A 20016-nucleotide genomic window follows, 5' to 3' on the forward strand; every position below is an offset into this window, starting at 1 on the left:
TAAGTTGACGTCATTGGCTGAACAGATACGATTTCGCTTCACGAGGTGTTGGCTGTATCAGGACTGAAGATAAGTCAGTAGCTATAACTTTATCAGCTACTTCATTCATGCATTTTACCTTATCCTGCTCTCTTATCAGTATGAGCTCATTCATATCACTTAGTGAGTTGAACTTTGTTGCATCCTCAAATATAAATAATTGTATGACGCTTTTTGGAGCCTGGAAGAAAGAGTTATTACCAAGTGATAATATTATTTCTGATAAATCCTGTACTAAATCGTTTCTAAAAACGCATTTCGATAATTCCCCTAACAGGATTGGTATTCCCAAAAGAAAAAATGTCCCTTTCACTAAATAGATCGTTATTCCACATAATAATGCACCACACAAAGATGCTAGCGGTCCAAATACTATGAAACCGCAAAGTGATGGCAATAGCATAGTATGGCCTAATGATATTTCATATATAAGCTTCGCTGAAACTATAAGTCCGATGAATAGCATAGCTGTACCCAAGACCATCCTTTGTCTAGAACGTTCTTTCCAGTGCTTGCGATACAATTCAGAAAGGTTATTGTTAACTTTTACTTTAAAAATATTATGGTTAGTTTTTAATTTAATTCTTAAACCAAAATTTTCTTTCAAGTCTGGAAAAAACTCTCTCAAAAGACTGTCCTGCTCTGAAATTACTCCATGACGCCATTTATGGCAATCTATAACTTCATCAATTACCATACTAATTTGATTATTGATCTTGTATAAATTGCTCATTTTATATGAACATCCACCATAATGCTTTGTTCTAAAGTCTGCGCAGCTTAAATTCTTTAAATCATACAAAAAGTCTTTAATTTCTTGTGCTGTTTTATTAGCATCATCTCTGCAACTTACGGCTCTCAAAACTGTTGCTAAATGCTCATTTTCAATGCAAGCAACTGTTTTATCTAATGCGTGTATATATTGTTTAGATTGAAAGTATGAGATGATTTTTTCTTTACACCTATCTCCATTGTCTTTGTACAAACTATTTTGTGTAAAACTATCATCATTTTCTCTGGCAATTTTTAATACATGATCTAATACATTTTTAGCCTTCACACTACTTTCAAAGTAGCAGTTTCTGATTATATGCACATATGCCTTTGCATCAGCATTTTCAGACTTACCTACATTATACGCTTTAGCTAAAAAGACTAAATAGTCAAATCCTGCCCATAGATAATACATGGACTTTGCAATAGCACTTCCCACAGAAAATAGAACTGAGCGTGTGCAGGATAATTTACCGTTGTTTTTAATTCTGTCTTTATATGAACAAAGATATTTTTCTGTGCTTTTTAAAATCTTACGTAAATCTTCTTCTGTCTTTCCTACGTCAAAATCATTTATATCATGTACTTTTTCATACACCTCTTTTATCGAATCATCTGAAAATTTTTTCAGAGCTGCATCATTGATATTTCCTAGTGCATCCATGTTTTCGCTAATATAAATCTCTATTTTTTCTCCAAGCTCTATTCCCATTCTATTTTTTATTAGTTTATTGTACCTATCAGTGGCTGGAAATAAAACCTTTTGACAAAAATCCTGCGGTGCGCTTTTTAATTTTGCTAAAACTTTATCTACAAATAACTCAATTTTTTCACCTCCAGCAGCAAAAAACCAAGGTTGCTTGTTAGGATTGCGTTCTCTATTTCTTCCCAAATTCTGCAAAGCTCCTGCTGGATTGTTGAACTGACTAGTTGAATCTGTAAATATTGATGCAACGTGATTATACTCGCTATCAAACCCACGACCTTTTGATTCATCTACGATTGTTGTCAACGCATATTTAGCCAATGTATTTAAATCTTCTTGGTCATAATTACAATAGTCAACTCCATATTTACCTGCGTCATTACGTGTTATTTTAAAACAAGGTTTATTTGCCTCAATACCAAGATCATTTTTTCCAAGTCCTGCAAAAATACATTTATTTTTTTTGCAGAAATCACTGAGACCATGCAGTACATCTTTTCTTCTTTCCATAAGATCATGCAGCTCTTTACTTAAGTGCCAATTGTCTACTATCAACCTGCGTTGCCCATCATTGCTGTTATCCAATGCTTTAATTACTGTCTTTATCTGTGGTAAAAGTTTATTCCTAGCGAATTGCTCGCTAAAACCTTTTTCCTTTAGAAAATCTATAATGCTGCTATCATTAGCAGTACTAACCTTATCTTTAACACCTTCTATTAATCTACCTAAATCTTCTCTTCTTTGTTTATCCAAAGCGGTGTTATCGCATCCCACTAAATACGAAAGTGTAAGATCAATCATTGAATGCATTACTCTGTATTCTAGATACTTAGCAGTATTGCTAAAATCTATCTTGTCTTTCAATTTAGATATCTGTTCTTCTGTTAGACCGGGGTGTTGCTTTTTAACGCAGTTTATAAAGTTTGATTGACGTAATTTGAGTCTGTAATCTTGGTACGACATCCCTTCAGGCTGAAATTTATTATAAACTTCATAACGCGTACCATCTTCATATACCAAATTATTCTTACCTTGCAATGCAAAGCTAAGGTTAATTATGCTATTCACATCATTAACTAGAATAAGAGCATTTTCCCCAACCGGACTTTGTATATTCCATCTCACAGATTCCAGCGGATCATCAGAGTCAACAAGTTTATCGTAATTAAAAACTTCTTCACATTCTTCAACATATTCATGAGCTGGACTAGACTTTTCCCTAGTAAATAAGCTGCGCACGTTAGCAGCTAACCTAGAGAGCAGTTCTTTTGACTCTACTCCAGTTATTTTGGTCAACACCCACCAAATTGGCAACATTACTATAGAAAGTATAACGAAAGAAATTATAAAGTATAGATTATTAATTAAAGCGGAATATAACCAATAATCTGAAGTTAGACCAATTATTGCAGCAACATTACTATTTATAATAGGGAATAATGTAATTAAAGGTATTATGGTAGCAGCAACATTCACCACGAATGCTCGATTGAATTTTTCTCTTTCATTAGTTTTTGCAATAACATTTACTGTTTTGATAGTGTCTGCAATGCAGCGTCTACTTGATCTGGTAAGACTGATAATTTTTCCACATCTGTTTAAGATCCTTTTCTTTGGTGTTGCGGTTAGGTAAGTCGTAGGATACTCCGCATCAAGTTTGCACATATTTTCAAAGGCCTGCTGCTTGTTAATGCTATCTGCTTCATCAACACTAACCCACAATTTAAGCTTTTCGCCGTTTTGCTCTTCAAATTTTCGATCATTCTCTTGCTGTAAAAGCAGATCATGTGTTACTATAATTGTTGTAGGTTCAGTGACTTTCAGCGCATCTTTAATTTCTTGCACAGTTTTAGGTGTTTTAATGTCTATAGCAAATGCACTATCTATCATTTTCTTAGCTTGTTCAACTAAATCACCATTTTTTGGCACTGCAACTAAATGGTGATACCCTGCTTGAGCTAGCACATAACTCCACAGTACAATATCATAAGTCTTGCCAAACCCAGTTTCTGCATCAATCATAGTATTATAGTTAGTGGTGGAAGGATTTTTTAGATGCTCTAGCATCCCTTCAACAACAGGTTTACGACGTTCTACTATTATAGACTCTTTGTTTTCGAAGAGCTTTATAGATTCACCTCGTAGCTCACTATTAACTTTCTCTAAATAATAGATAAGCTCTTGAATATTTTCATCAGTAATATATTGAGTCATATCTTCCCACTATTAATACAATATATTCCATAATACATTGTATTGATAGAATTACAACAAACATTTTTAGGTGTTTTATGCCTTATAGACAAAAAATCCAACATTAGTTATCATCTTAATATGAACGATAATCTGGTATGTTTAGGAATTATTACCTCTCCTCACGGAATTAAAGGAGCTGTTAAAGTAAAAACCTTTACTGAAAAGCCTGAAAATATCTCCCTATATGGTGAGCTAATCAGTGGTGATGAGAATTATAAAATAGACTCAGTATCCGTCATAGGTGATAATTTAGTAATAGCTACAATAAGCGGAGTAAATTCCCGTAATGAAGCAGAGCTTTTAAGGAATAAGAAGCTATATATAGAAAGAAGCAAGTTACCAGAGCTAAATGATGAGGATGAATTTTACCAAAGTGACCTTGTAGATATGGAAGTAAGGCTGAAAAGTAATGAATTATATGGCTATGTAAAATCTGTGTATAATTTCGGCTCAGGGGATATATTAGAAATTTTAGTTATCAGCACAAAAAAACGCATTATGCTATCTTTCACTAAAGAGATATTTTCACATATAAATATAAAGGGGAGGTGTATAGTATTAAATATGCCAGAATTTATTGACTAATAAAGACTTTGATATTTATATAAAGCTATTTATAATTGTAAGATCAAACTGAAAATGTAATTATGGCAGAAAGAGCTAACGATATCAGACCAGGTCAGGTGTTGGAACATAACGGCGGATTATTTTTGGTTGTAGGTATTATGCATACTCAACCTGGTAAAGGTGGTGCATACATACAAGCTGAAATGAAAAACATTAAAACAGGAGCAAAACACTATGAAAGATTTCGTTCTGATGCAACAATCAGAAGGGCAATTTTAGATGAAGAGGAATATGTTTACCTTTTCACTGAAGGAAACATTGTAAATCTTATGCATCCAAGTAATTACGAGCAAATCACTATAAATTTGGATTTATTGGGAGAAAAAAAAATTTATTTACAGGATAACATGAAAATTAAAGTTGTAGCTTATCAAGACAAAATAATTTCTGCGCATGTGCCTGATTATGTTACACTTGCTGTGAAAGAAACAGAGTCTGTTATTAAAGGACAAACTGCTACTGCTTCTTATAAGCCTGCAATTTTGGAAAACGGAATGCGCGTTAACGTGCCTCAGTTTATAAAAGAAGAGGATAAAATTGTAGTATATACTCCAGGTGACAGCTATTATGAAAGAGTGAAAGAGTAAAAGGAAGAATGTCCCTCTCATCACCACGAATTAATGTGATGCTTGATTCTGTGCGTAATGCTTCCAAGCAGCTTATGCGCGATTTTAATGAATTGCAAATTTCTAATGTTAAATCAGCAGACTTTATTAATAAAACTTATTCAAAATCCAAGCAAACCATATACGATTGCTTGCACGACTACAAACGAGACTATGGTTTTATTTTTGAAGATGATACTGATCAAGAAGTAAAAGATAACACTTATACCTGGTTTATTATGCCTATAGAGGGCAGGGAGAACTTTTCTAGTTGCATGGTTTATTTTGCAGTATCAGTCTGTCTCATTCATAAAAATAAAGTTGTGGCAGCTGTAATTGATGCTCCGGCTCTTAGAGAAACTTTTTGGGCAGAAGAAAAGAAAGGTGCTTTTCTTGAGGATTTTAGATCTCGTCATGTAAAAATGCGAGTGAAAAGCCGTGAAGGGGGTCTAATAGATGTAAGTGGTAATTTGTTAAATAAATTGCTGCCTGGCAATAGTAATGTACGCTCCATAGGTTCAACAATTTTAGGCTTTGCATACCTTGCGGCAGGAAGGCACAGTGGAATAATTTACTCTGGAATTAATCAATATAAGGCTTTACTTGGTAAGCTTTTCCTGCAAGAAAGCGGTGGAAGGTTAACAGAAAATAATGGGTTAATTATTGCTGATGATATTGCAAACAGGCTACAGAAATAGACAGCTTTTCGAAAACTTTTACAAGAGACTCTGTTAAATGTTCTATAATTTCATCGGTATGATAAGGTGTAGGGGTAATACGGAAACGCTCAGTTCCTCTTGGCACCGTTGGATAATTTATATGTTGAACGTATATTCTATGCTTATCAAATAATAATTTTGATGCTTTTTTGGATAACTCTGGGTCGCCAATTATTATTGGAATTATATGAGTTTCTGTTGGAATGAAGTTAATTCCTGCATTTCTCAGTGAGTTTTTTACTTTTTCAACGACTTGCTTTTGCTTTTCCCTTTCAATGTTGCTCGACTTTAGGTGCTCAACGCTTGCCTTTGCTGCCGCTGCTAAAACAGGCGACATAGCAGTGGTAAAAATAAATCCTGGAGCGGAACTTCTTATTACATCTACCAAGCTCTTTGAAGACGCTATATACCCACCCATCACTCCAAAAGCCTTTGATAGTGTACCTTGAATAACGGTTATTCTATCCATCAGGCCTTCTCTTTCTGCAATTCCGCCACCATGTGAACCATACATGCCAACTGCGTGCACCTCATCCAAATAGGTAATTGCATTATGTTGATCTGCCAGGTCACATATCGCTTCAAGCGGTGCTATGTCACCATCCATTGAATATACGGATTCAAGTGCTATGATTTTTGGTGTCTTTTTGTCTATAGACTTAAGTAGCTGCTCTAGATGATCAACATCATTGTGTTTAAATATATGTTTTGGCCTTTTTCCTGATTTTATGCCTTCTATCATCGAAGAATGGTTTTTCTCATCTGAAAAAATTACTACGCCCGGAATAACAGACGATAAAGTGCTAAGTGTTGTCTGGTTAGCGAGGTAGCCACAAGCAAAAGTTAAAGCAGCCTCTTTTTTATGCAAACAAGCTAAGGATTTTTCAAGTTCGACAACCTCTTTTGTTGTACCAGATATATTTCTTGTTCCTCCAGCGCCAACAGATGAATTTTGAATAGCGGCAATGACACTCTCATTTTGTGACATTCCCAGATAATTATTACTGCACCAGACGATTACTTCCCTATTTCTTTCATAGTCCATAATGTGGGGAAGCCTACCTGGCAATGACGCAAAGTGGGTAAATTCACGGTAGCGCCCTTCATCTTTTATATCTTTTATTTTATTCAAGAATATTTCTTCGTAGTTTACCAAGTCCTTATTTACCGATAATTAACATAATTATAATAAATTATTAAATGGTAAACTACAATATTTATTCCTTAGTTTACTGTTTGTTGTGCAGCAAGCTCATCACCTGTAAGCTTAGTAACATTGTTACTTTCAACCGAGCTTTTAGGTGTGCAGCAGTATATAACTGCAGCTGCAACCAGACAAGAAGCTCCAACTGCTATCCCCACTGCTAACATCTCTAGGCAAACTACAATAGCTGCTCCCGAAGCAACTCCAGCTAGTGCTAGTGCAGAAGCAGCTATAACAGGCAGCTTACTACTTTTTGTGCTTTGTGGATGCGTTTTAACACTGTTGTCTTGCTCAATAACTACCTTATTATCATCACCCTCGATGATAAAAGTTACCGGACTTTTTGAATCACCTTCTTTATCTGCAGGTTGATCATTCTTACTATCTACCACAGGCTCTTCTTCATTGTCAGTAACATTTTCAGTTGTATCAGCATTTAAAGAGGCACTGCTATGCTCATCGCTGCTTAAAGAACTAACATCATCTTGTGGATCACCTTCGCTTTTAAGCTGAGGATTACCCTTATCACTTGGAGAATCTGGCGTATCACTTGTTTGTGGTGTTATGTATTCAGTAGACTGATCAGCAATAGTACCTGTAGTATCACTAACATCTTCACTTGAAGAATCTAGCACATCACTATCAGTTGCTATAGATGTGAGCACTGGATTTTCTGGTTGTAGATTTTGCGAATCATCTCCATTTGCAGACTGAGAATCACTTGAGCCACTACCTATTGTGCTATACAAAGGTTCACCACTTGAAGAGTCTAGCTCGTCATCCGTTTGTAATTCAGCAAATTGAGTAAGAGCTTGTTTCTCAGCACTAACATCTTCTGCACTACTGTTAGCATTTACTGGTTGTGCATGATCAAGATACAGATCTTGTACTGATGCAGCTTTCTCTAATTCAGCCGATGCTGCTACAATTTTTTCGAATTCAGCTTCTGATTCAGCTTTCTCTCGTTCAGTTGATGCTGCTGCAAGTCTTTCGAATTCAGCTTCTGATTCAGCTTTCTCTAGTTCAGTTGATTCTGCTACAAATTTTTCGGATTCAGCTTTCTCTAGCTCAGCTCTGTCTAAACCATTTACTGATGGCACGTGGTCATCCTGAATAACATAAAGTTTTTCATTAATCAAATCTCTGATCTCTTGGAGTTTACTTTCTTGTTTATTTCGCTCCTTCCCTGGCAAATCACTGATTTCTTTCTTAGCTTCCTCCACTACTCCCTTTAACATAGACTCAGCAGATGTAATTAAAATAATGCTTTTTCGTTTCTTTATACATTCTCTCGCTTTTTTAAAATCGAGCTTCTTGATGGCATCAATCAACTTTTTGTCGGCCTTAGGAAGTTCTTCCGAACTGTTCGACCTTTCGTTACGTTGTTCCTCAGTTGTAGACACATTGCTAACGTTTAAAGAAGGATTATTCTCATTATCAGACTGATAAGAAGATTGTTTTTCATTATTATTAGTATCTGTAATAGTGCTAGCTTCAAAAAATCCTTCATCCAATTTCTTGTATTTACCCGAACCCGATGTTGACAACATACTTTGTGTCTTTTTTTTAGGACTGAGCCGATTAGAAAGTCTTTTCAAAATACCCGGATTTTTATTTTGTTCCTTTTCTTTAGAATCAGTCAACTTGTCAGCATCAGGAGTTTCTATTCCCGAATCGGTCAAATTATTAACATCGGAAAGTCCTTCTGCAAAACTAACTGACTTCTTTTTACTTTGTTTAAAATCGGTCAAACTGTTAACATTGGATAATCCTTCTGCCAAACTGACTGACTTATTTTTACTTTGTTTTAAACTGATACCCATAGTAGGTACTCCTATACGGGTGAGCTTACTAGGAAGCTCTTTAGGGTTACCCAAACGCTCGTTAAAATATCCTGCAAGTTCAGCCACAGTCTTTTTACCTTCTTCAAGATTATTCGGACTGTCAATACCAGGAATTTCCCCCGAATTCTCCCAATTTTCAAACGATTCTGCCACACCAGTCATATTCCCTCTATTTTGCTTTTCAAAATCGGTCATTTTACCAGCTGATCTTTCTTTCGAGTTGGTCAGATTGTCAATATTAGAAAGTCCTCCCTCCCAACTGACTGACTTTTCACTTTGTTCTTTAAATTTGGTCATTACACCCTCCTTATTATTATAATTGCCTCTGGACTTCTTTATTGAAGCCCTTATGTCACCCATAATACCATTTCTTCTATCTTTGTCAAGAAATTTATCATTTCTATTGCTAAGCTCAGGATATTTATTAATTATTTCAGAAAATGAAGCATTCTTATGTTGATCTTTCACTCGTTCAAAATATTGTTTATCGCTACTTGAATGGGTGCTTGGAATAAGGCAACTGGGTACAGTTAGTACATCATACACTTCCCTAGCAGCCCGGGAAAGGATGTAGCATGTTGCAGATGTGCTATTATCCGACTTAAAATTTTTTGGTTTTATTTTTAGAATAAGATCATGATAAACTTCTAATTTGTGATCATGCAACGCCGGCACGGAATGTCTTCCTATTTTCAATTGTTTGCCTACATGTTTATAGCCCATAAAATTAGGTGGTAATGAAGGTATGAAATCTGATCGATCAACTACTCTAATAGTCTTTCTTCCGAAGAGCTCATTACAGACTTTAGCAGCATTACGATTAAAAACCCTTGGTGCACCAAAAGTTGCAATATGCAAATCTTTTGCATCCTCTGTTACACTTAAACATAGAGCAGCTATGTTAGCGACAGCACCTCCCATGCTGTGACCTGTAAGATTAATTTTTAAATCTCTGATTTCTAATACTCGATCGTTAGCGTACCTTTTTAATATCCCGTAAAGACTCTCCCAGGAATTTTCAAATACGGAGTAGAAACCTAGGTGGATCTTACCACCTTTGGGCAGAAGTTCATATTGACGAATTAAAGGTATTTCAACATCTGTTTTAAAGTCGTCAAGATTACAAGTACCGCGGTATGCTATAGTTACTTCCTTACCCCTTATGAAAACATAACCAGTATGTTGAACTTCTCGACCGGGAATAATGCCATGAAATTGAACAACTTTGTAACCCTCTTTCTCAAGTTGAGCAGGAGTTTTATATCCTCCTTTCTTTAGCTTAACAAATCCATTGTCCTTATAGCCACAATCGCTAACATAATAGCCTACCATAGCGAAGTTGATCATCTCTAATAACTTTTTTTGGTTAAATCCTGCAATTTTAGTTAGATCCCTAGAATTGTTTCTGCTTTTAACTTTACCTTTTCCTGTAACACCTGCTGTTTGTGGAATAGGTTTTCTAAGTAGATTAATTATATATTACCTCACATGAATAACTAATCTAGTATAGTATTAGACAACAATTTTGCCAAGTAAATTATTTAGTCTCTTAGCAAACAGGCTTGCATCATCCATCTCTTCACCTTCCACGATGCAAGCTTGGTAAAATAATAAATGAATCATGTCCTCCAATGTTGGGTTTTCACCACTTTCAGTATGGGATTTCATTATGCTTTTTATTACAGGATGCTTAGTATTTATTTCCAGCACCTTTGGCGTGCGGTAGTTTAGCTGCTTTTGTTCACGCAAAAAACGTTCCATGCGAAGATCCATAGCACCTTCATCAACCGCTAGGCATACGGGACTATCAGTCAATTTTTTGGAGATTTTTACGCTTTTTACTGAATCTCCGAGCACTGTGGTAAAATATTGCAGTATAGTTTCCTCAGTTTTTTCTCCATTCGATTTATTTTCTTCATCTTTCTTATCTTCTTCTGAAGAGAATTTTTCCAAATCAACATCTGCGCGGGTTACAGACTTGATTTTCTGATCTTTGTATTCATGAATTACACTAGTCCAGAAATCATCAACTGGATCAACAAATAGGAGCACTTCTAGTCCTTTACTGACGAATCCTTCAAGTTGTGGACTGTTTTTCACTGAATCGAGGCTATTTCCGGTGAGGTAATAGATATGCTCCTGCTCAGGCTTCATTCTGCTTATATAGTCATCAATGCTGACTAATTTCTCATCACCAGTGCTCTGAAATCTGCAAATTGAGAGCAGCGCTTCTCTCTCATCAGTTGGCATAGCTTCACAAAGACCCTCTTTTAATACTGCACCAAAATTGGTCCAGAATTTTGTGTACTCTTCCAAATTCTCTTTTGCCTTTTTACCGAGCTCTGATATCGCGCGTTTAGTGAGGGATTTCCTGATTTGCTCAACAACACGATTATTTTGCAGCGTTTCTCTGCTGATATTAAGAGGCAAGTCCGGTGAATCAACAATACCTTTCAGAAAACGTAAATACTGCGGTATGATCTGTACGTTATCTTCAGTGATAAATACTTTATTTACATATAACTTCACAGAGCAACGTCTATCTGGATGAAATAAATCAAAAGGTTTAATAGAGGGAACATAAAGCAAATTTGTATATTCTATTGCACCTTCATTTTTATTATGCAATATCATCCAAGGCTCCCCGCCAACGTGGGCAACACTGCGGAAAAAATCGTTGTGCTCCTCTTGAGTAACGTCATTTTTTGGCTTAGTCCAAATTGCAGCCTTACTGTTTAACTTTTCACTTTTTCCTTCTTCGTCTATGAATTCAACAGGAAAATTTATGTGATCAGAGTAAGTAGTGACAATGTTTTCAACACGAAATTTATCTAAAAACCCGTTTTCTTCAGGATGCATAATGAGTGTAATTTTAGTTCCACGAGAAATTTGATTGTCTAGTTTACTTATCGAATACTCTCCATCTCCCTTGGATTGCCAGACCCAAGACTCCTCTTCTCCAGCTTTTCTTGATTCTACTATTACTTCTGATGCAACCATAAAGCTTGAGTAAAAACCAACACCAAACTTCCCAATCAGCTCCACAGCTTGGCTTGAATCCTTGCTATTCTTAATCGCATCTAAGAACTTTTGCGTACCAGAGCTTGCAATTGTACCAAGGTTGTCTATTAAATCCTGCCTGTTCATTCCGATGCCATTATCAGTGATATATAGCTCGTTCTTATCTTTATTGGAGCTGATAGTGATTTTTAATTCATCACTCAAATCTAGCAAATTAGGATTTAGTTGAGATTCATAACGCAACTTATCACATGCATCCGATGCATTTGATATTAATTCACGCAGAAAAATGTATTTATTGGTGTAAAGTGAGTGAATCACTATATTCAGTACTTTCCCTACCTCAGCGTCAAATTTTAAATTTTCAGTTTCTTGTATGTTATGCATTGTGAGCTCCATTATTTGCCTACTACCCTAATAATTTAAGTATTGAATCACGATCTTTCAAGGTCACGTACACCAAAATTAATGTGGGTTTAGTTATTATGACACCCAATTTATGGGATCTCTTGCATAACAAACTTTTGGCAGCGCATCGGATGAAACGAAAAAACTTACTTGACACCCTTCGCCAGCGCCCTTATCATGATAGTGAAGCTATTGTATTTGCTTTCGCCAATCTGCAGATTAAAAGGTAACGATTACTTAATGTATCGGCGTCTTATGTTCAATTTTTTGCAGTATATAGATACTGTATGTCTTTACAAAACTTCATCTACATCTAGATTTTTATCTAAATAAGCTGAACGCGCTTATAAAGCGTTACAAGACATCAAAAAATGCCAATACTCGACAGAGATAGTAAAAGACTAGCTAACTCGGGGATTCTTTGTCTTTTTTTCTGCTTAGTAAACTTCTTAAACATTTGCAGCGTAAGTTAGTTGCAATTAAAAGCAGCTTAATCTTGCTTGTCAAGCGTTTAAAACATAAAAAACGCCAATATTTTAAAGCGGATAATAACCCCAGGGCTTCTTTTGCCTTTTTTTTCGCTTGGTAAATTTCTTAATATTTATGGCTAAACGACAACCGTCATCCCGCTGCTTGTTAGCGGCTAAGGGATACCGCGAATGAATCGCGGTATGAAGTAGGACTGCTGTCATTCCAGTGCTCCTTTTTTTGTCATCCCAGTCTGGGATCTATTTTGCATGTAACTCCAATTGTGTTTTGGCATAAAACGCGACGCGTATTAGACTTGTTTGCAAGCAAAGCTTGCTAGATCCCAGTGTCACGGACTGGGATGACAAGAAGAGGGCACTGGGATGACAGGGGAGGGAGGCTACTTGGATGACACCATTCTTTTTCCTGGATCCCAGTGTCAAGCACTGGGATAACATCATCATAAAGGAACCAGTGTCAGCTACTTGAATGACATCATAGGGGCGCTGGGATTACCATACGCGTCAAGTTAAGGAAAAGTGTAAGTAAAATTGATAGAGTGAAGGAAAAGAATAAGGTATAAGTTCTTCTTGGATATGTGAATGAGAGAACTTACAATGGACAGAATAGCTTGCTTATCAAAAGACCTCAATGAATTCTTTAATGAAAAAGCAGACGAAATATCAATTGCAGTAGGTTTTATAAAAAGAAAGAGAAAACTTAATGGCTCATCATTCATAAAAGCTATGGTTTTTGGTAACATAGGAGTTGGTGATTGCAGCATAGAAACAATGTGCCAATTGCTAAATGAAGACTCGATAGAAATTACAAAACAGGGTTTGGATTATATTAGCCTGCCCAGTAGCATGGAAGATATGTACAAAGGATATGGGAGTAGCTATAGAGATTGTGAGAGTAATACCAAATCAGGAATAAAGCTGCAGTTAGTCTTTGATTACCTGAACCAAGCGCTAGATAAGTTAAATTTAATAGAAGGAATAAGGTCGGATCAAGGTTATAGGGATTATCTGAACGGTTTATCAGCCAATGATTTGCTAATATTTGATTTGTGCTACTTTGTGCCTAGTTCTTTTAAACAGATTGATGAAGCAGGTGCATATTTTGTTAGTCGTTATAAGTCTGATACCAATATATATGATATAGAAACAAATCAAAAAATAGAGTTGTTGGAATGTTTAGAAGGTCAATCCCTTCTAGAGATGGAAGTGCTATTAGGAAAAGAAGTAAAAATTAAAGTGAGAATTATATGTCAAAAATTAACTGAAGAACAGTCTATAATTAGAAGAAGAAGGGCTAATAAGTTAGCAAAATCACATGGATATACATCTTCTCAAAAGAATCAAAAATTGCTGGATTGGTCGATATTCATAACTAACGTTCCAGAGAGTAAAATCAGCGCTGAACAAGTATTAACAGTTTACAGGGTAAGATGGCAGATTGAATTATTATTTAAATTGTATAAGAGTCACATCAGGCTTGACGAACTTAAAGGAAAACCATACAGAGTATTATGTGAACTATACGCTAAATTGTGCGCAATTCTTATATTTCATGGAATAGTTGGTTGTATAAAACTGAAAGAGAATACAGAGCTGAGTTTAACAAAGGCATTCATTGAATTAAAAAGAAGGATTAGGGAGTTGTTTTTAGCGTTAAGCAGTAAAATTAATAATTTGAGAATTTTCCTGAAAAAACTTACCACAGACTGGTCACAATTTTCTGTGAAAGACAGATATAGAAAAACTAGAGTATCCACCTTAAGTTCATTGAATTTTCTTACCCTTGCTTCTTAACTTGACACGTATGGTCATTCAAGTAGCCCCTCCCTGCCATCTAAGTAGCCTTCTTCTCCTATCATCCCAGCACCTTCTTCCTGTTATCTGAGTAGCTGACACTGTACGAACATTGTCTATCAGGAGGATGTCATCCAAGTAGCCCTGACTACTTGGATCCAGAAGACTTAATTTCAACCAAGTGGCTGCATAATAAAGGCTGGATTCCAGACTGGAATGACAGCAGTCCTACGTCATACCGCGATTCATTCGCGGTATCTCTAGATCCCGCTAACAAGTAGCGGGATGACGATTGTCAGGGTGTAATCCCAGTGCCCAGACACTGGGATTACACCACTTGCCACGCAAATTGCAATGTTCGTACAGTTAGTGCGACCCGAAAGTCGTGATTTTGTGATGGTTAAATTCCATCTTCCCTAGACATCAGGGATAATGTATGTCTCACATTTTAGAGAGTGGCAACCTCTAGGATGCAAGCATGAGATAAAAGCAGGTAACACTAAACCTTATAGTGAATCCCTGCAAACAGAGTTAGATATGGTTACGAGAGGAACCAATGCCTGAATTGTCGTAACGAACGATATGCGAAATAAGGTTGGTTAACGCATAGACCAAAAGGTACGGAGAAAATGGATAATTAGAACTTGACTGGTCTGATTAAGATGTTTCCCATCTCCCGGCAAAAAGTTGGAACCTAAGTCTAACATGAAACAATTTTATGGAACGGAGTAACATTATAGATGCTCTTATTCTTTAAGCAGGGAGCCACCCGTATGCACCTATAATGAGGGATTGTCTAAGAAGCCAAGGCCTAAAGTAATGTTTAGGATATGCTGACGTGGACACTGTAATTTGGAAGGTAAAGTTGTGAGTAGTGGTTAATATGTTATGAGCCAACATTAAGTGTTAGGTATGAATGAATACGACTTCTCTAGTAGTATAGAGAATGCTGTATTTAAGCTATAAAAACAAATTTACCAAGCTTTGAAATGTTAATTACATGGAGAAGTATGTATGACAAACACCAAGTTAGAGAGAAGCCGGATGTGGTGAAAGTCACAAGTCCGTTTTTGAAGTCGAGTGGGGAGAGGTGACTTTCCTCACTTAGATAACTGTGTCAAGCCTAAAAGTAGTTAGCTAATAGGTTTAATAAAAATTCACATATACAGGAAAGATTGGTAACATTACTTGAATAGAGACCGTTATTGTAATTATGCCGAAACGCACAGATATAGAATCTATATTAGTAATAGGAGCAGGCCCAATAGTTATAGGTCAGGCATGCGAGTTTGACTATTCTGGAACGCAAAGCTGTAAAGTATTAAAAAGTGAAGGTTATAAAGTCATTTTGGTTAACTCCAACCCCGCAACTATAATGACAGATCCTGAATTCTCTGATGCAACTTATATTGAGCCGGTACTGCCTGAAATCATAGAGAAAATTATAATTAAGGAGAGGCCAGACGCAATATTGCCAACAATGGGCGGGCAAACAGCACTCAATTGCGCAATAAAACTTGCAGATGATGGAGTGTTAGACAAATACAATGTAGAATTAATAGGGGTAAACAGAGAAGCAATAAAAAAAGCAGAGGATAGAGAGTTATTCCGTAAGTCCATGGATAGAATAGGACTGAAATACCCCAAAAGTATCATTATAAAAAATCAAGAACAAATAAAAAAGGCTTTGGATTACGTTGGATTACCAGCAATCATTCGTTCATCATTCACTCTTGGTGGCGCAGGTAGTGGCATAGCATATAATAAAGAGGAGTTTTTCAATATCGCAGAAAGTGCTCTCAAAATTTCGCCAATAAATGAAGTTCAGATAGATGAATCAATTATCGGCTGGAAAGAATATGAAATGGAAGTTATCCGCGATTGTAAAGATAACTGCATAATAGTCTGTTCGATAGAAAATGTTGATCCGATGGGAGTGCACACTGGGGATAGCATAACTGTTGCTCCTGCTTTGACTCTGCGTGACGTAGAATACCAACAGATGAGAAATGCATCTATAGCAGTGCTGAGAGAAATTGATGTTAGTGCCGGCGGTGCAAATGTTCAGTTTGCAGTGAATCCTAAAGAAGATGGAAGCCTTGTTGTAATTGAAATGAATCCAAGGGTTTCTCGCTCTTCTGCACTTGCTTCAAAAGCAACAGGCTATCCTATTGCAAAAGTTGTAACTAAACTTGCTATTGGCTATTCGCTCGATGAAATACGTAACGACTGTGCTCCAATAATACCAGCAGCATTCGAACCAGTGATTGATTATATCGTTACTAAAATCCCTCGATTTGAGTTTGAGAAATTTAAGGGAACGAATTGTGAACTATCAACTTCCATGAAATCAGTGGGAGAAGTAATGTCTATAGGCCGCACTTTTAATGAGTCACTGCAGAAAGCTTTTCGTTCACTTGAAACTGATCTTACAGGACTTGATGAAGTATTTCCTGAGAACATTGATATTGATCACGTAAAATCTCAATTAGCAAAATTGCTGCCAAACAGATTACTGATTGCTGCTGACGCAATGCGCCACGGAATTAGCATAGAAGAAATAAATTCGATTACAGGATATGACTTATGGTTTCTGCAAAATATACAGCAAATCATCTTGGCTGAACAAAAAATCAAGGAAAACGGCCTTCCTGAAACTGCATATGAAATGTTAGAGCTGAAAAAAATGGGATTTTCAGATGCAAGATTAGCAAAGTTAAGTAATAGATCTACCTCTGTCATCCCAGTACCCTCTAATGTCATCCCAGTGCGTGACACTGGGATCCAGCCAGCGTTACACGCTGGAGATCGAGTAAAACAAATTGAGGAAATAAGAAAAAAATTTGGCATTAAACAAGTTTATAAGCGTGTAGACACCTGTGCAGCTGAATTTGAATCGAGCACTGCTTATATGTATGGCTGTTATGAGGGTGATGTTGAAAATAAAACGGAATGTGAGGCGAATATTTCTGACCGAGAAAAGGTTGTCATTTTAGGAAGTGGTCCAAATCGCATTGGTCAAGGTATTGAGTTTGATTATGCATGCGTACATGCAGCTTCTGCCGCCAAAGAAATGGGGTATGAAACAATAATGATCAACTGTAATCCAGAAACCGTTTCAACTGACTACGATACCGCTGATCGTTTATATTTTGCACCACTGATTGCAGATGATGTGCTTGAAATACTAAGTAAAGAGCAAGAAAATGGCACACTGGTTGGTGTAATAGTTCAAATAGGTGGTCAAACACCTTTAAAGTTAGCCAAAGTGCTTAACGAGAGAGGTTTCAAAATTCTGGGAACTTCGTTTGATTCTATTGACCTTGCAGAAGATCGCATGAGGTTTAAAAACCTTGCTTTGCAACTTAATTTAAAACAACCTGAAAATTCTATCTGCCATTCAGTAGAAGAAGCGTTAACCAACGCAGAAAAGGTGGGGTTTCCACTAGTAGTCAGGCCATCATATGTCCTTGGCGGTCAGTCTATGTCGATTAGACACGATACTCAGAGCTTCAAAGAGTATGTCTTGAATCAAACCAAAATTTTTGAACACGGATCGCTGCTTCTTGATAAATTTTTAGTCAATGCAGTTGAGGTTGACGTTGATGCTGTATGTGATGGGGAAAAAGTTTTTATTGCAGCGGTCATGGAGCATATTGAAGAAGCTGGTATCCACTCTGGCGATTCAACGTGCTCAATACCAACAAATACATTGAGTAACAAAGTAATAAAAGAGATTAAGCTACAAACTGAAAAAATAGCTCTTGCACTAGAAGTGAAAGGTCTGATAAACATTCAGTTTGCTGTTCAAGAGAGTGATGTATACATACTTGAAGTGAATCTAAGGGCTAGTCGCACAGTTCCTTTTATTTCCAAAGTAATTAACATCCCTATTGCAAAACTTGCCACTCAAGTTATTTTGGGTAAAAAATTGAATCAGGAAAACAAGCCTTTCAATCATTTTGCAGTTAAAGCTGCTGTTTTTCCATTCACGCGCTTTTCGGGAATTGATATTCTACTTGGTCCTGAAATGAAATCAACAGGAGAAGTGATGGGAATTGACTCATCTTTCGAAGCTGCACTTGCAAAAGTGCATATGGCTGCAGGATACAAGTTACCAACAGAAGGAGCAGCTCTGGTTTCAGTAAAAGATGATGATAAAGAGTATATATTGCCTGTTGTACGAATGTTGAAAGAACTGAGTTTTGAAATATATGCCACCAAAGGCACAGCTTTGTATCTGAACAATAACGGCATTGCTGCAAAAGCTGTAAATAAAGTGAGAGAAGGAAGACCCCACATAGTTGATATGCTCAAAGATGGAAAAATAAATCTAGTGATCAATACCTCAAAAGGTGTGAAATCAGTTTCAGATAGCAAAGATATCAGGAGAACTGCTATTTTGCAAAATATAGCTTACAGTACCACAGCTTCTGGGAGTAAAGCGTTAGTGCTTGCAATTCAATATGTAAAGAATAGCAAATTGGAAGTGAAATCATTACAGCAGATACAAAACGTTTAAATATCAAAACTAGAATAATTCACTCTCAAAATGCTAAAGAGAACATAATAAAAAGATGGAAATTTTGAAGGAAATAGTATACCTAAAGAATCAACTAGCGTAATTGAACAGCCAAATGCTACAACGAATACTCCATAATCTTACCTAGAGAACATTTTCCTGGACGTAGACAATCACAAAATTAAACAATAGGCCTATCTATCATTCTGATGTGATTTCAGTTTTTTTTACATGCAAACTCTCTAATCCCACCTTATAGTTAGGGTAAATTAGAGAGACATTAAGATCTTTTTTAATTTTAACATTACTTACTTTTTTTGATCCTAAATAAAAACTCTGTGCATAATCTGGTAACTCAATTGGCTCTGGAGGGCTAACATTGAGAAGCTTGGCTGCATACATTACCACTTCAGATTGTGTAGTGGGTAAATCGTCTGCACAATTGTATATTTCACCAGGTTTCATGTTTTGCATGGAAGAAAATAGAATATTCGATATATCTTCAACGTGAATACGAGAAAAAAAATGCCCTTCTTTTTTCACATTTCTTGCTTTGCCAAGCTGCAAGTCAATTAACACATTCCTACCAGGACCGTATATTCCAGCTAAACGAAAAATATGTACAGGCAGTTTACTATTCAGCCACTTCTTTTCAGATCTAAGGCGCTTTTCTCCTCTGATTTCTATAGGTTTTGTTTCAGATTCCTCATTCACCCAATTACCAGAGTGATCACCATAGACGCTAGTTGCAGACAAATAACCAAACCATTTAACATTTTGCAGGCAATCACCGTATCTCTCCACAACATCATCACCATCTGGAGGAATAGAAATTAAAACGTGCGTTGCGCTTTTAAGCAGATCTTGACTAACTTTCTCATAATTAAAGAGGATTACATTTTGTATATTTTTACTTCTTGATGTGCCACTGACTTTCCAGCCTAAGTTCAGTAGCTTTTTCGATAAAAATTTGGCCACATATCCATAACCAAAGCAAAACAAGTGCATG

The 20016-nt window shown here is 36.4% G+C and carries 12 protein-coding genes; 5 read left to right on the plus strand and 7 right to left on the minus strand.

Annotation, left to right across the window (positions count from 1 at the left end):
* Positions 1 to 10: 10 nt before the first annotated feature.
* Positions 11 to 3733, minus strand: a complete 3723-nt coding sequence (locus OPR57_RS01320; RefSeq protein WP_265036883.1) for a DEAD/DEAH box helicase family protein — start codon at positions 3731 to 3733, stop codon at positions 11 to 13.
* 120 nt (positions 3734 to 3853) lie between these two features.
* On the opposite strand from OPR57_RS01320, the gene rimM reads away from it, so the two are divergent.
* The 3 genes from rimM to OPR57_RS01335 all read left to right on the plus strand — a co-directional run bounded on the left by rimM (position 3854) and on the right by OPR57_RS01335 (position 5705).
* Entirely contained in the window at positions 3854 to 4360 is a 507-nt protein-coding gene (rimM, locus tag OPR57_RS01325; RefSeq protein WP_265027267.1) for a ribosome maturation factor RimM, read from the plus strand.
* A gap of 62 nt (positions 4361 to 4422) precedes the next feature.
* Positions 4423 to 4989: an elongation factor P gene (gene efp, locus OPR57_RS01330; protein ID WP_006279719.1), complete on the plus strand. Its 567-nt coding sequence runs from the start codon at positions 4423 to 4425 to the stop codon at positions 4987 to 4989.
* Between the two features lie 8 nt (positions 4990 to 4997).
* The gene (locus tag OPR57_RS01335; protein WP_065094479.1) at positions 4998 to 5705 is read left to right on the plus strand and encodes an inositol monophosphatase family protein; all 708 of its coding nucleotides are present in this window, start codon (positions 4998 to 5000) and stop codon (positions 5703 to 5705) included.
* Here the strand turns inward: OPR57_RS01335 and hemA are convergent.
* The 4 genes from hemA to OPR57_RS01355 form a co-directional block, all read right to left on the minus strand.
* Entirely contained in the window at positions 5668 to 6882 is a 1215-nt protein-coding gene (gene hemA, locus OPR57_RS01340) for a 5-aminolevulinate synthase (RefSeq protein WP_265036884.1), read from the minus strand. The genes OPR57_RS01335 and hemA overlap by 38 nt on opposite strands.
* Positions 6883 to 6950: 68 nt before the next feature.
* Positions 6951 to 10121 carry a lipase family protein gene (locus OPR57_RS01345; RefSeq protein WP_265036885.1) on the minus strand — a complete coding sequence of 1057 codons (3171 nt, stop codon included), beginning with the start codon at positions 10119 to 10121 and terminating at the stop codon, positions 6951 to 6953.
* Between the two features lie 165 nt (positions 10122 to 10286).
* Complete coding sequence (gene htpG, locus OPR57_RS01350) at positions 10287 to 12182, minus strand: molecular chaperone HtpG (RefSeq protein ID WP_265036887.1); 1896 nt, start codon at positions 12180 to 12182, stop codon at positions 10287 to 10289.
* Positions 12183 to 12739: 557 nt separating this feature from the next.
* Positions 12740 to 12895 carry a hypothetical protein gene (locus OPR57_RS01355; protein WP_265036889.1) on the minus strand — a complete coding sequence of 52 codons (156 nt, stop codon included), beginning with the start codon at positions 12893 to 12895 and terminating at the stop codon, positions 12740 to 12742.
* Between the two features lie 393 nt (positions 12896 to 13288).
* Between OPR57_RS01355 and OPR57_RS01360 the strand changes: the two genes are divergently transcribed.
* Positions 13289 to 14485: an IS4 family transposase gene (locus OPR57_RS01360; RefSeq protein ID WP_406831627.1), complete on the plus strand. Its 1197-nt coding sequence runs from the start codon at positions 13289 to 13291 to the stop codon at positions 14483 to 14485.
* A gap of 18 nt (positions 14486 to 14503) precedes the next feature.
* Here the strand turns inward: OPR57_RS01360 and OPR57_RS01365 are convergent, their stop codons facing one another.
* Complete coding sequence (locus OPR57_RS01365; protein WP_265036891.1) at positions 14504 to 14662, minus strand: hypothetical protein; 159 nt, start codon at positions 14660 to 14662, stop codon at positions 14504 to 14506.
* 1036 nt (positions 14663 to 15698) lie between these two features.
* On the opposite strand from OPR57_RS01365, the gene carB reads away from it, so the two are divergent.
* Positions 15699 to 19007, plus strand: a complete 3309-nt coding sequence (gene carB / locus OPR57_RS01370; RefSeq protein ID WP_265036893.1) for a carbamoyl-phosphate synthase large subunit — start codon at positions 15699 to 15701, stop codon at positions 19005 to 19007.
* A 201-nt stretch (positions 19008 to 19208) separates the two neighbouring features.
* Here the strand turns inward: carB and OPR57_RS01375 are convergent, their stop codons facing one another.
* The gene (locus OPR57_RS01375; RefSeq protein ID WP_265036894.1) at positions 19209 to 20015 is read right to left on the minus strand and encodes an SDR family oxidoreductase; all 807 of its coding nucleotides are present in this window, start codon (positions 20013 to 20015) and stop codon (positions 19209 to 19211) included.
* Between the last annotated feature and the right edge of the window lies 1 nt (position 20016).

This window comes from Wolbachia endosymbiont (group A) of Anomoia purmunda (assembly GCF_947251545.1).
GTDB lineage: Bacteria > Pseudomonadota > Alphaproteobacteria > Rickettsiales > Anaplasmataceae > Wolbachia.

Excerpts from the sequence above, each read along its gene's own strand:
- OPR57_RS01320 (WP_265036883.1), bottom strand. The coding sequence starts at position 3,733 with ATGACTCAATATATTACTGATGAAAATATTCAAGAGCTTATCTATTAT.
- rimM (WP_265027267.1), top strand. The coding sequence starts at position 3,854 with ATGAACGATAATCTGGTATGTTTAGGAATTATTACCTCTCCTCACGGA.
- efp (WP_006279719.1), top strand. The coding sequence starts at position 4,423 with ATGGCAGAAAGAGCTAACGATATCAGACCAGGTCAGGTGTTGGAACAT.
- OPR57_RS01335 (WP_065094479.1), top strand. The coding sequence starts at position 4,998 with ATGTCCCTCTCATCACCACGAATTAATGTGATGCTTGATTCTGTGCGT.
- OPR57_RS01345 (WP_265036885.1), bottom strand. The coding sequence starts at position 10,121 with ATGATCAACTTCGCTATGGTAGGCTATTATGTTAGCGATTGTGGCTAT.
- htpG (WP_265036887.1), bottom strand. The coding sequence starts at position 12,182 with ATGCATAACATACAAGAAACTGAAAATTTAAAATTTGACGCTGAGGTA.
- OPR57_RS01355 (WP_265036889.1), bottom strand. The coding sequence starts at position 12,895 with ATGACAGCAGTCCTACTTCATACCGCGATTCATTCGCGGTATCCCTTA.
- OPR57_RS01360 (WP_406831627.1), top strand. The coding sequence starts at position 13,289 with ATGGACAGAATAGCTTGCTTATCAAAAGACCTCAATGAATTCTTTAAT.
- carB (WP_265036893.1), top strand. The coding sequence starts at position 15,699 with ATGCCGAAACGCACAGATATAGAATCTATATTAGTAATAGGAGCAGGC.
- OPR57_RS01375 (WP_265036894.1), bottom strand. The coding sequence starts at position 20,015 with ATGCACTTGTTTTGCTTTGGTTATGGATATGTGGCCAAATTTTTATCG.